This is a genomic window from Streptomyces sp. NPDC001922 (assembly GCF_042891165.1).
GTDB lineage: Bacteria > Actinomycetota > Actinomycetes > Streptomycetales > Streptomycetaceae > Streptomyces.
In genome coordinates, this window is sequence record NZ_JBIASV010000002.1 from 333,118 (window position 1) to 345,489 (window position 12,372).

A 12,372-nucleotide genomic window follows, 5' to 3' on the forward strand; every position below is an offset into this window, starting at 1 on the left:
GCTGCCATTGCCATGTCCGGCCGAAGGGGCCGGATTTCCATCGCATCGGCAACCAGAAATCTGGGGGAAGCATGCACGGTAATATCAGACGAAGAATGCACCGAGCTCTGGCCACCGCGGCGGCCCTGGCCGCCCTGGGCGGCCTGGGCGTCGCCACGGCCGGCACGGCGGACGCCGCCGGGAAGAACGGCGTGGTGGAGGTCGGTGAACTCGGGCTGTACTACCTCACGGACTACCGCTCACCCATCTTCGACCTCTACGTCTCGGACGCGGACTTCAGCAACGACGTGTTCCCGGGCACCAGCATCTCGGCCAACAACAACACCGAGTCCTTCTGGAACCGCGACTCGTTCACCTGGTACGTGTGCCTGAACGCCAACTACGGCGGCGGCTGCGGCTACATCAACCCGGGCCAGTACGCCAACTTCAGCGCCACCTTCAAGAACACGGTGACGTCGGCGTACTACGCCTGATCCGACCCGCCTGATCGGAATCGTTCCGTTCCGACTCGCCTGACGCAAAAAGGGGCCGGTGCTCCGCCCATTGGAGCTGGGCGGAGCACCGGTGCCCGCACTCTATCCGCATTCCGCAGGGAGCCCACCATGCCCAGGCCAGGCCGCCGACTCCCCCTCCCCGCACAGCGCGCCGCGACTCTGCTCACACTGTGCTGCGCGCTCCTGGTGTCCGCCGGCTGCTCCTCCGGCACGGCCGGGCCGGACCGGCGGGAGCCCGAGGTCACCGGCATTCCCTCGGTCCTCGCCAGTACGAAGTTGCGGATGCCGCTGGAGCGTTATCTCCCCAGCCGGCAGGAGCTGCGCGAAACGGACCGGGCCCGTGTCGTACTGATCGACCGCTGCATGGAGCGGTTCGGATTCGACTACACCATTCCGCCGCCGCAACGGGAGTACGGCCCGCGCAGCCTGACGGAGCGGCGGTACGGCATCTCCGAAGCGAAACTCGCGGCCGAGGACGGCTACGGTCTCGGCGACCGGGACCCGAGCCGGCAGCCCCCTCCCGCGCGCCCGAAAATCGAACCCGCCGCGGAGTCGGTGCTCTTCGGCAAGGGGCGATCGACCGTCAGGGGACAGAGGATTCCCGAGGGAGGGTGTGCGGGCGCGGCCGAGCGGGAGTTCACCGCGCCGTCTTCCGCAAGTGCTTCCTCGCCTCTCGACCTGCCGCAGAAACTGTCCATGGAATCCTTCAACCGGTCACAGCTGGACTCCCGGGTGAAAAAGGCGTCCCGGGCGTGGTCCGCGTGCATGAAGGAGCGCGGCTACGACTACCCGGACCCGCTGTCCCCGATGGCGGATCCCCAGTTGCGCGGGGACGGCAATGCCGAAGCGGTGGCCACCGCCACGGCCGACATCCGGTGCAAGAAGCGCACGAATCTGATCGGCATCTGGTTCACCGTCGAATCCGCGTACCAGCGGCAACTCATCCGGAAGAACTCCGGCGCACTGCAGATCGTCCGGCGGGCGAACGGGGAGCGGCTGCGCATGGCCCGCGCCGTCACCACCGGGGTGTCCCGCGCGGGACCGCGGTAGGCCGCGGCCCCACGCGGGCTCACTCCCCCTCTCCGTGGTCAGTTCCCGCCCGCGGTCAGCTCCCGTCAGCGATCAGTGAACGGACCATCCGGCAGGTCGTGTTGGACGGCCGGTGGATGCCGATCCGGGCGGCGGTGCTGCGTATCCGGCGGTTGCGGGCCTGCTCGGTCCGGTAGACGCCCGTGTCGAGCAGGGCGATGACCAGGCGCATGGCCTTCAGCTTGCGGTTGTGGGACTCGTACCACTCGCGGGGCCGGCCCGCGGGCAGCGGCTTCTTCCGCAGTGGCGCGGGCGGTTGGGTCGTCGGCTTCGTCCGGTGCTTCGTGGTCGGCTTCTTCGTGACTGCGGTTGTGGCCATCGGCGACCTCCTGGCGTGCTGATCGGACCCCTCACGAACTGCTTCCATTTTACGGGCGACCACTGACAAACGGGCTGGCCGGAGCGGGTGCGGCAGGGGGTGCGGAGCACCGTGGAGGCGGCCGGATCCGGAGCGGTTCGGTCCGCGCCGGGGCTGCCTCCGGGACCCGGCGCGCCCCTTCGGAACCCGGCGGCCGGGACTCCCCCGCGGCACGGCCGGAGCCGGCGGGGAGGGACCGGCCCCCGCGCCGGAAGGAGGCCGCCACCACAGGCTCCAGGGTGACCAGTTACCGCCGTGACACGGCGGATCACGGATGCCAGGGTGCTGGATGCACGTGCACCAGGCGTCGGAGCGCCGCGCGCCGCTTCCGTCCCGAGCGGGAGCCGGCCGGAGCCGACGTGAGGGGCGGGATCGCGCCGCCCGCGGCGCACGGTACGTCCGGGCCGGGAGCCCGGCCCCGGGCGGCGGCCACGACCACCCCGTACCACCCGGCAAGCACCTGCCAAGATCCGATTCGACGAACTGTCAGAAACGTGTCTTCGCTGGTGACATGCGGGTTTCCGGCGTTCGTGGTGATCATACATACGCTCCTGTATGATTACGACTCAGCCGATAGCTACGGGGGCTGGCATGGCAAGGCACACGGAGCCGTTACCTTCCGGGGAACTGCTCGACGGCCCGACGAACCGGCGGAACGGCGGCACCTGGCTGGAACGGTTCGCCGCGGTCGTGCTGCGCCGGCGCCGTGCCGTACTGGTCGCGACCCTCCTGCTCACCGCGCTGGCGGGGGTCTACGGCGGCGGAGTGGTCGACCACCTCTCCAACGGCGGCTACGCGGCCTCCACCCGGGACCTCCGGATCGCGGAGGACACCCTGCAGCAGAAGTTCGGGGTGTCCAAGCCCCATCTGCTGCTCCTGCTCAAGCCCGAGTCCAAGGTCGACACTCCCGCCACCGCCGACGCCGGCACCGCGTACACCGAACGGGTCCGCAGACTGCCCGGAGTGGCGTCGGCCGAGTCCTACTGGACCACCGGCGACACCTCGATGCGGGCCCGGGACGGGCGTTCCGCGGTGGTGGCGGTGCGGCTGTCGGGCGACGACGACCGGGTGCAGGACACCACGGCGCGGATCGTGCCCCGGCTCCGCGGTGCACAGCCGCCGTTCGAGGTCGGGGTGACCGGCGAGGCGGAGGCCAACGCGGAGCTGCAGCAGCAGAGCGACGAGGACCTCGTCCGGGCCGAGCTGGTGGCGGCACCGCTGATCCTGCTGGTGCTGCTGCTGGTCTTCCGCACGGTGGCCGCGGCGCTGCTGCCGTTCCTCGTCGGGGTCGTCGGGGTGGCGCTCACCCTGGCCATTCTGCAGCTGGTCACCGAGTTCACCCAGGTGTCGATCTTCTCGCTGAACCTGACGACGGCGCTGGGGCTCGGGCTGGCGGTCGACTACAGCCTGCTGTTGCTGATGCGCTTCCGGGAGGAGACCGGCAAGGGGCTCGATCCGCACACGGCGGCGATCGTCACCGTCCGCACCGCGGGGCGAACCGTCTTCTTCTCCTCGCTCACCGTGGCGCTCTGTCTGAGCGCCCTGCTGATCTTCCCGCTCTACTTCCTGCGCTCGCTCGCGTACGCCGCCATCCCGGCGGTGCTGACGGTGGGTGTGGCCGCGATCGTGGTGCTGCCCGCCGCGCTGCTGGCGCTGGGCCGGTGGCTGGACGCGGGGGACGTCACGCCGCTGCTGCGCGGGTTCCGGCGGCGGGAGCGGTCCGCCGAGCCGGGGCCGCCGTTCTGGTCGCGGGTGGCCCGGCGGGTCTCGCGGCGTCCGCTGCTCGTCGCGATGCCCGTGGTGATCCTCCTCGTCGGCCTCGGCCTTCCCTTCACCCAGGCGAAGTTCGGGCTGACCGACGAGCGGGTGCTGCCGCTGAGCGCCGAGGCGCACAGCACGGCGCGCAGCGTGGAGCGGCACTTCGCGGCCGGGGCGCTGAACCCGGTGCACGCCGTGCTCCGGGACGCCCCGGCGGACGAGCAGGCCGGCTACTTCCGCCGGGTGTCGCGGCTGGACGGGGTCGAGTACCTCGACACCCCGCTCGGCGCCTACGCGGACGGCAAGCGGGTGGGCAGGGCCGACCTGCCGGCCCGGGCGTATGTACGGGGCGATGTGACGCGGCTGCTCATCGTGCCGTCCGACAACGCGTTCTCGCCGCGCAGCGAGGAGATCGTGCGGAAGGTCCGGGCGATGCCGGCGCCCGGCACCGTCCATGTGGCGGGCGACGCGGCACGGTTCGCGGACACCAAGTCGGTGATCGGCGACCGGCTGCCGTACGCCCTCGGCATCATCGTGATCCTCATGTTCGTGCTGCTCTATCTGTTCACGGGCAGCCTGCTCGTACCGGCCAAGGCGATCCTTTTCAACACCCTCAGCCTCACGGCGTCGTTCGGCGCCATGGTCTTCATTTTCCAGGACGGACATCTGAAGTGGCTGGTGGGAGATTTCACCTCGACGGGCTATCTCGACGTCACCGTGCCGGTGCTGATGTTCTGCGCCGCGTTCGGGCTGTCGATGGACTACGAGGTGTTCCTGATGTCCCGGATCCGTGAGCAGTACACGGTGCACCGGGACAACACACGTGCAGTCATCGAAGGGGTGGGAAGGACCGGGCCGATCGTCACGGCCGCGGCCGTGCTGATCGGCGGTGTGCTGCTCGCGCTCGCCAGCTCCGACATCTCGGTGCTCAAACTGCTCGGCCTGGGCATGTTCCTGGCCGTGCTGGTGGATGCGGTACTGATCCGGGGGGTTCTCGTACCGGCATTCATGCTCGTCATGGGCAAGGCGAACTGGTGGGCACCGCGCCCGCTGCGCCGTTTCCACGCCCGTTTCGGCATCACCGAGAGTGACTGACGCGTCGTCGAATCCTGTTCGGATCACTCCGGAGAGAATTCATGGAAGTGCAGTCGGTTTGTCAATTTCCGGGAAGAGGACTCTGTGACTCGCTCGTCCCTCAAGGACATCAAGCGCACCCCGGCAGAAACCGAGCGGGGGGACTGCTCTGTGATACTCGTCGGCACCTGGCTGGCGCTCTCGATGAACGCCACGGAACGTTACGAAGGAGCGTGTATACACCGCTGTCCGGACCGCGACGACCTGATATCCGTCGTGCACGCGCGGCGGGCCGACTGGATCCTGGCCGGTCCGGAGCTGGACGACGGGGACATCCAGCGGCTCTTCTCCGTGGCGGGGGCGGTCCGGGAGAACGTCCGGCTGGCGATCCTGGGCCACCGCCGGGACTGGCGGCGCTGCGACCGCTGGATCCGCCGCGGCTGCCGCGTCTACCTCGACGAGTCGGTCGGACCGGACCGGGCGGTCGCCGCCATCCGGGCCGCCCACACCCTCGGGGTGAACGTCATGGACCGGGGGTTCACCGAGGCGCTGCGCGAACGGGCGACGGGTCCGGCGCCCCATCTGACCCGGCGTGAGCGCGAGGTCCTCGACCTGCTGCGGCGCGGGATGCGCAACCGGGAGATCGCCGGCGCGCTGTTCGTCAGCGAGAACACCGTGGAGTACCACATGCGGCATCTGCTCTCGAAGTTCAGCGCCAGAAACCGGCTGGAAGTGGTGGAGCGGGCCACGGCGCTGGGCCTGGCATAGCCCGGGGCGGGGGCCGCCCCCGGATACTACGGCTATCCGGGATGTCCGCGGTGGTGCTCTCTTCATAATCTGGATCCCGCAAGGCCAGGAAATCCCGAATGAAAGTGGTGACAACAATGGAAGACATCACGTTCGAGATTGTGGACGAGCAGGTTTCCAGCCTCGACGCGATCGGCGTCGACGAGGGCTGCTCCACCACCACGTCCAGCTCCTCTCTCGACATCTCCGAGGTCGAGTTCGAGTAAGCGGGAACGCTCCTCGCCGACGCGCGTCCGTGGGCCGTCGAAAGACGGTTCACGGACGCGCGTCACGCGTTATGCGGACACGGCGGGCGGCGGAATGCGGCGGGCGGCACGGACCGGACGGAAGGCACACGCATGGGCGGCACGGTGCGGCATCAGCGGGATCTGCAGGGCGACTACCACCACCGCATCTTCCACGCGCTCCACGACTGGGAGCGGACCTGGTCCGGGGCCCTGGACATGGCCGGTGAAGGGGCCCGGGCGCGTTCGCTCGGCTTCGACCAGCTGGGGCACTTCGGCGCGCCGGGCTGCGCCCTCGTCGTCGAGGAGCTGGTGCGCCGGCTGGGGCGGCCGGACGGCACGCAACCGCCGCCGGTGCTGGCCGAGTTCGGCTGCGGCTTCGGCGGCGCGCTCCGCGAAGTGGTGCGTGGCCTGCGCGAACACGGCGTCGAGGTGGACCGGTCGGTGGGCTTCGACCTCGTCTGGGAGCACGTCCGGCTGTTCCGCACCATCCAGCTCTCCGGCGCGGGCGGCCCGACGGAGGGCGCCTCGACGGACGGGGCGGCGGTACCCGAGGCCCGGCCGGTGCAGGCGGACGTGCGGGCGGTGCCGGTGCGGGACGGGGCACTCGACGCCGTGGTCTGCACCGGGTCGCTGCCGCACTTCGCCGACGTCCCGGCGGTGTTCGCGGAGGCGGCCCGCACCCTGCGGCCCGGCGGCGCGCTGGTGATGACCGAGGAGGCCAGCCTGGTGGCGGACGGGCGGACGGTGTCCGCGGAATTCCGCCGCCGGCACCCCCCGGAGATCTTCTTTCTCACCGAAGCCGGGGAACGGGTGGCGCAGTTGGCCTCGGCGGGCTTCACCGATATCGAGGTGCGCGATCTCGGCACCTGGGCCTGCCGGCTGCTGCACGACCGGCTCAAGGCGATGCGGCTGTTCTTCGGGGATGTCGCCGCGATTTACGGCGAGGAGGAGACGGAGACCCTTCTCGGAACGCTCGGGGCGGCCCGCGAGGAGTATGTGAGCGGAGCGCTCCTGCCGGCCCTGGTGACCGCGCGCCGGGCGCACCCCGGGGAAATCCCCGAAAAATAACCACGGTATTCCGGGTGGTTGAGCGCCGTACGGATTCCATAGTCTTCTTCCATTCCCAGGAAAGCAATTCTCCGGCCCGTGGGGATTGCGGAACGGAAGGGACCGTGACCGTGAGTCAGCCGCTGTCCGCACCGCGCGCCGTCGCTCCGGCGTACGGGTTCGCGATCGACCCGTCGGAGGTCGCGCGCTTCCGTCGCCTGCTGCCCGCCGCCACCGACGGCAGCACCGGCGCGCCGCTCGCGGGCACCTCCGTACCGGCCTTCTTCCTCTGCCGCGCGCTGCCCGAGGCGGTGCGGTCCGCGCTCGCCGGCACCGGCGCCGACGCGGCGGCGGTGCGGCACGCCGGACAGCGGATCACGCTGCACCGCCGTCCGGACCCGGGCGAACGGCTCACCGCGCACGCCGTCGTCGAGTCCGTCGGCGACTACGGCTTCCAGCGGGCCGTCGTCCTGCGGGTGACCCTCCGGGACGCGGCCGGCGGCGCGGTGGCCGAGCTGCTCACCACCCTCGCCATCGGGCCCGCCACCGGGCAGAGCAGGATCGATCCGCCCCCGGCGGCGGTGCTCCGCGGGCCGCCGCTGCTGCGCTGGAGCGCCCGTGTCCCGGAGGACCTGCCGGAGCGCTACGCGCGGGCGAGCGGGGACGACAACCCCATCCACACCGACGCCGACGCGGCCCGGCGGGCCGGGCTGCCCGGCGTGGTGCTGCACGGCATGGCGACGCTGCAGCTGGCCGCCGCGGGGGTGACCGAGCGGCTCTTCGGCGGGGACGAGACCCGCTGGCGGGAGGTCCGGACCCGGTTCGCCCGCCCGGTGCGGCCGGGCGACACCATCGCGTTCACCGTGCACCGCGAAGAGGCGTGCCGCGAGGAGACATACCCCCAGGACACCGGGCCGGGCGGGGACGTCCTCGGCCTCACCGCGAGCGTCGACGGGAAGCCCGTCCTGAAGGACACCTGGTTCTCCGGGGCGGTGGCGTGAGATGACGGTCTGGATGTTCCCCGGCCAGGGCGCCCAGCGCCCGGGGATGGCCCGCGGACTCGACACCGCGCCCCGGCTGCTGCGGGAGGCGAGCGCGCTGCTCGACGCCGATCTGACCGCCCTGTGCCTCACCGACGAGAACCCCGACGGGCGCCCCGAACTCGTCCAGCCCGCCCTGTTCGTGGTCGGCGTGGCGGCCGCCGCGGCGCTGCGGCGGCACGGCCCGGCACCGGCCGCCGTCCTCGGGCACAGCTTCGGTGAGTTCGCCGCCCTCACCGCCGCCGGCGCGCTCACCTTCACGGACGGAGTGCGGCTGACCGCGCTGCGCGCCCGCGCCATGCTGCGCTGCGCCACCGCGGACAGCGCCATGGCGGCGGTGCTGGGACTGGACGAGGACGCGGTGCGCGCGGTCTGCACCGAAGTCGGCGCGGACGGCGGGCTGGTGGAGATCTCCAACATCAACAGTCCGGAACAGATCGTCATCGCCGGGGAGCGCGCCGCGCTCGACGAGGCCACGGCGCGCTGCCGCGCCCGGGGCGCCTTCCGGGTCCGCCCGCTCCGGGTGCCGTACGCCGCGCACACCCGGCTGATGGCGCCCGCCGCCGACGAACTCCGCGCCGCCCTGGAGCCGGTGGAGCTGCGCCCGCCGGCCGCCCCGCTGTTCTCCTGCATCACGGCGGAGGCCACCACCGATCCGCACCGCGTCAAGGAGCTGCTGGTCCTCGGGCTGACCGGCACGGTGGACTTCGCCGCCGCCGTCCGGGCCGCGTCGGCCGCCGGGCACCGGGACTTCACCGAACTCGGCCCCGGCTCCCCCGCACGGCTCCTCGGCCTGGTCCGGGCCGTCCTCCCCGGGCGGACGCCCGGGCTGCGGCTGGTCTCCAGCGACGCGGAGGCCCGGACGCCGCAGCCGTTCCAGGCCGAGCGCGGCGGAACGCCGGGCAGCGCCCAGCGGCCGCCGACGGCAGTGAGTGCGGCGGGAGGCGGCGGCCATGGCGGGTGAACGGGTGGTCTCGGGAACGGACTTGAGGGGTCCGAGCCGTGCCGCGGAGCCGGACACCAGGAGCGCACGCCCCGGCACGGAACCGGACGCCAGGAACGTACGCCCCAGCACGCAACCGGACACCAGGAACGTACGCCCCGGCACGGAACCGGACCGCCCCGGCCCGGAGCCGAACACCGGGGGTGCACGCCCGGGCCCGGGACCTGTCGTGGGGGCAGGTCCCGGTGCCGCGGGGCCGGCCCCGGCGGACGGCCCCCGGGTCGCGCTGGTCACCGGGGCGAGCGGGACCATCGGTTCGGCCGTGGCCCGGGCCCTCGCGGACGCCGGTCTGCGCGTCGCGGCCGGTTTCCACCGGGACGCCGACGCGGCCCGGCGGCTCGCCGCGGAACTGCCCGGCGCGCTGGCCGTACCGGTCGACGTGACCGACCCGGACGCCGTACGGGCCGCCTTCCGGGAGGTGACCTCGGCCGCGGGACCGGTGACCGTCCTGGTCAACGCCGCCGGGGTGCTCCGGGACCGGCCGCTGCTGCGGATGGCCGACCGCGACTGGGAGGAGGTGCTGTCCGCGAACCTCACCGGCCCGTTCCGGTGCGTGCGCCAGGCCCTGCCCGCCATGGTCGCGGCCGGGTACGGGCGGATCGTCAGCATCGGATCCGCGGCGGCGGCGTACGGGACGCCCGGCCAGGCCAACTACAGCGCGGCGAAAGCCGGGCTGCTGGCCCTCACCCGCTCCGTCGCCCGCGAGTACGGCCGGCACGGGGTGACGGCCAATGTGGTGGCGCCCGGGCTCGTGGAGTCACCGCTGATCGCCGGGGTCGGTGCCGCCTCCCGGGCCGGATTCGCCGAACGCACCGCGACCGGGGGCCTGGTGAGCGCGGAGGACGTGGCGCGGGCCGTGCGGTTCTGCGTCGAGACCCCCGGGCTGACCGGACGGTCCGTCGACGTCGACGGAGGGTTCGGCTGACCGCCGGCCCGGAGCACCACCACCCCGGGAGCGCCACGGTCGGGCCCCGGAGCACCACCACCCCGGGAGCACCACCGTCGGGCCCCCGGAGCACCACCGCCGGGCCGGCACACGGCCGCACCTCGCGGCAGCCGGCTCGCCCCACCACACACGCCGTACCCAGCAGCGAGGAGAAGGCCGTGCAGGACAACAGGGAGAAGATCGAGGCCGAGGTGCGGGAGCTGCTCACCGAGCGGTTCGCGGTGCCCGCCGACCGGATCACGCCGGAGGCCCACGTGTTCGACGACCTCGGTCTCGACTCGGTGGACCTGATGAGCGCCGTCGCCATCCTGGAGGAGCGGTACGACACCTCCGTGTCCGACGCGGAGCTCCAGGACATGCTCGTCATCGGCGGGGTCGTCGACCGGTTCAGCGCCACGGCGGACGCGGCATGACCCGGCGCGTCGCGATCACCGGCATCGGGCCGGTCACTCCGGTCGGCATCGGGGTCAAGACGTTCGAGGAGTCGCTCCGCGAGGGCATGTCCGGCATCGGCCCGCTCACCCGCTTCACCGTGCCGGACTTCCCGGTGCACGCGGCCGGGGAGATCGACGACTTCGACCCGGCGGAGTACCTCGACGCCCGGCTGATCCGGCGCGCCGAACGCTTCGCACAGTTCGGGGTCGCCGCCGCCCGGCTCGCCGTCGAGGACGCGGGGAACGTGGCCGACGGCCTCGATCCGGAGCGCGGCGCCGTCGTCGTCGCCACCGCGTACGCCGGGATGGAACGGATCTCGTCCGAGGCCGAGGTGCTGGGCCGGCGCGGCTGGCGGGCGGTCTCCCCGACCACCAGCATGGCCATGATGCCCGCGGTGGCCGCCGGGCTGATCTCCATGGAGTACGGCTTCATGGGCGCCGTCGAGTGCCCCACCACCGGCTGCGCCGCGTCGGGGCACGCCCTGTCGCGGGGCGCCGAACTGATCCGGCAGGGACTGGCGGACGTCGCCCTCGCGGGCGGCTGCGACGCACCGCTCAATCCGGTGTCGCTGGCCACCTTCGCGACCGCCCGCGCCCTGTCCACCCGCAGCGACGACCCGGCCGCGGCCTGCCGCCCGTTCGACGCCGACCGGGACGGGTTCGTGATGAGCGAGGGCGGCGTGGTCCTCGTCCTGGAGGACTGGGAGCGGGCGCGGGCCCGCGGCGCCCGGATCTACGCCGAACTCGTCGGACACGGCCACACCGCCGACGCCTTCAACCTCTCCCGGCCGCGCCCGGACGGCCGGGGCGCCCTGAACGCCATGCGGCTGGCGCTGCGGATGGCGGGCCGGGAGCCCGCGGAGGTCGGCTATGTCAACGCCCACGCGGCGGGCACCCCGGCCGGGGACGCGGCGGAGGTGCTGGCACTGCGCACGCTGATCGGGCCGTCCCTGCCCCCGGTGTCGTCCACCAAGTCGATGCACGGCCATCTGATGGGGGCCACGGCCGCCGCCGAGGCCGCCGCCACCGCCCTGGCCCTGCACCGCGGGCTGCTGCCGCCCACCATCAACTTCCGCACCGCCGACCCGGACTGCGCCGTGGACGTCGTCCCCGGCCGGGCCCGGAAGGCCGACGTGGACCTGGCGCTGAGCAACTCGTTCGCGCTCGGAGGAGTCAATTGCTCCCTGGCCCTGGCGAAGGCGGTGTGAGCCCGGTGGATTCCAGGACGGAGACAGGCAACGGCACGCCGTCCGGCGCCGAGTCCGCAGCCTCCGACGGTGCGGTCCCGGGCACCTCCGGCACCGAGGGCTCCCGTGGCAACGCGGAAGTCCGTGGCCCCGAGCGGCCGTTCGCGGGCCACGTCGCCCTGGTCACCGGCGGCACCAAGGGGATCGGCGGCGGCATCGCCCGCCGGCTGGCCGCCCTCGGCGCGGATGTGGCCGTCACCTATCTGCGCGACCGGACCAGCGCCGAGAAGACCGTCGCGCGGCTGACCGAGCTCGGCGTGCGGGCCTGCTCCCGCCGGGCGTTCTTCGGGGACCCGCAGGGGGACGTGCCCGCCGCGGTCGTCGACTGGGTCACCGCCGAACTGGGGCCGCCCACCCTGCTGGTCTCCAACGCCGGTACGGGCGTCGAGCGCTCCCTGATGGACTCCAGGCGGAGCCACTGGGACTGGACGGTGGAGACCCACGCCCGTTCCCTGCTGCGGCTGGTGCAGTGCGCGTCGCCCGGCCTCCGGTCGGTCGTCGCGGTCTCCAGCCCCGGCGCCCAGCGGGTGATACCGCACGCCTACGGGCTGCTGGCGGCGTCCAAGGCGGCCCAGGAGTCGCTGGTGCGGTATCTCGCCGTCGAGCTGGCGCCGCACTGCCGGGTCAACGCGGTCACCCCCGGCCTGGTCGACACCGACGCCGCGCGCAGCTTCGGCCGGCACGAGGAGCTGTTCACCACCGCACGGTCCCGGACGCCCGCCGGGCGGCTGACCTCTCCGGACGATGTGGGAGCGGCGGCCGCGTTCCTGCTCTCCGACGACGCACGAATGATCACCGGCCAGAACCTCGTCATCGACGGCGGCTACTCGATCCTGTTGTGAGGCCCC

Annotated in this window: 13 protein-coding genes; 12 read left to right on the top strand and 1 reads right to left on the bottom strand. The window is 72.7% G+C overall.

Annotation, left to right across the window (positions count from 1 at the left end; genetic code table 11):
• The first annotated feature begins 95 nt into the window (after positions 1 to 95).
• Both ACFYYR_RS04950 and ACFYYR_RS04955 read left to right on the top strand, forming a co-directional pair.
• The gene (locus ACFYYR_RS04950) at positions 96 to 473 is read left to right on the top strand and encodes a peptidase inhibitor family I36 protein (protein WP_388846970.1); all 378 of its coding nucleotides are present in this window, start codon (positions 96 to 98) and stop codon (positions 471 to 473) included.
• A gap of 129 nt (positions 474 to 602) precedes the next feature.
• Complete coding sequence (locus ACFYYR_RS04955) at positions 603 to 1,544, top strand: hypothetical protein (protein ID WP_388846972.1); 942 nt, start codon at positions 603 to 605, stop codon at positions 1,542 to 1,544.
• Positions 1,545 to 1,599: 55 nt separating this feature from the next.
• Here ACFYYR_RS04955 and ACFYYR_RS04960 read toward each other — a convergent pair whose 3' ends face one another.
• Positions 1,600 to 1,902: a hypothetical protein gene (locus ACFYYR_RS04960; protein WP_388846974.1), complete on the bottom strand. Its 303-nt coding sequence runs from the start codon at positions 1,900 to 1,902 to the stop codon at positions 1,600 to 1,602.
• A gap of 630 nt (positions 1,903 to 2,532) precedes the next feature.
• Here ACFYYR_RS04960 and ACFYYR_RS04965 point away from each other — a divergent pair.
• The 10 genes from ACFYYR_RS04965 (at position 2,533) to ACFYYR_RS05010 (ending at position 12,366) form a co-directional block, all read left to right on the top strand.
• A complete protein-coding gene (locus tag ACFYYR_RS04965) occupies positions 2,533 to 4,794 on the top strand; it encodes an MMPL family transporter (RefSeq protein ID WP_388846976.1) in 2,262 nt (753 codons plus the stop codon).
• An 84-nt stretch (positions 4,795 to 4,878) separates the two neighbouring features.
• Entirely contained in the window at positions 4,879 to 5,541 is a 663-nt protein-coding gene (locus ACFYYR_RS04970; protein WP_388846978.1) for a response regulator transcription factor, read from the top strand.
• Positions 5,542 to 5,657: 116 nt separating this feature from the next.
• Positions 5,658 to 5,786: a hypothetical protein gene (locus ACFYYR_RS04975; protein ID WP_388846980.1), complete on the top strand. Its 129-nt coding sequence runs from the start codon at positions 5,658 to 5,660 to the stop codon at positions 5,784 to 5,786.
• 132 nt (positions 5,787 to 5,918) lie between these two features.
• The gene (locus ACFYYR_RS04980) at positions 5,919 to 6,875 is read left to right on the top strand and encodes a class I SAM-dependent methyltransferase (RefSeq protein WP_388846982.1); all 957 of its coding nucleotides are present in this window, start codon (positions 5,919 to 5,921) and stop codon (positions 6,873 to 6,875) included.
• Positions 6,876 to 6,979: 104 nt separating this feature from the next.
• Entirely contained in the window at positions 6,980 to 7,855 is an 876-nt protein-coding gene (locus ACFYYR_RS04985) for a MaoC/PaaZ C-terminal domain-containing protein (protein ID WP_388846984.1), read from the top strand.
• Between the two features lies 1 nt (position 7,856).
• On the top strand, positions 7,857 to 8,858 hold the full coding sequence (locus tag ACFYYR_RS04990; protein WP_388846986.1) for an ACP S-malonyltransferase: 1,002 nt from the start codon (positions 7,857 to 7,859) through the stop codon (positions 8,856 to 8,858).
• Positions 8,859 to 9,066: 208 nt separating this feature from the next.
• On the top strand, positions 9,067 to 9,822 hold the full coding sequence (locus tag ACFYYR_RS04995) for an SDR family NAD(P)-dependent oxidoreductase (protein ID WP_388846988.1): 756 nt from the start codon (positions 9,067 to 9,069) through the stop codon (positions 9,820 to 9,822).
• Between the two features lie 179 nt (positions 9,823 to 10,001).
• Positions 10,002 to 10,256, top strand: a complete 255-nt coding sequence (locus tag ACFYYR_RS05000; RefSeq protein ID WP_351508251.1) for an acyl carrier protein — start codon at positions 10,002 to 10,004, stop codon at positions 10,254 to 10,256.
• Positions 10,253 to 11,485, top strand: a complete 1,233-nt coding sequence (locus tag ACFYYR_RS05005) for a beta-ketoacyl-[acyl-carrier-protein] synthase family protein (RefSeq protein ID WP_388846990.1) — start codon at positions 10,253 to 10,255, stop codon at positions 11,483 to 11,485. Before ACFYYR_RS05000 ends, ACFYYR_RS05005 begins: the two co-directional genes overlap by 4 nt.
• 5 nt (positions 11,486 to 11,490) lie before the next feature.
• Positions 11,491 to 12,366 (top strand): SDR family oxidoreductase, encoded by an 876-nt coding sequence (locus tag ACFYYR_RS05010; protein ID WP_388846992.1) that lies wholly within the window; start codon positions 11,491 to 11,493, stop codon positions 12,364 to 12,366.
• Positions 12,367 to 12,372: the final 6 nt, after the last annotated feature.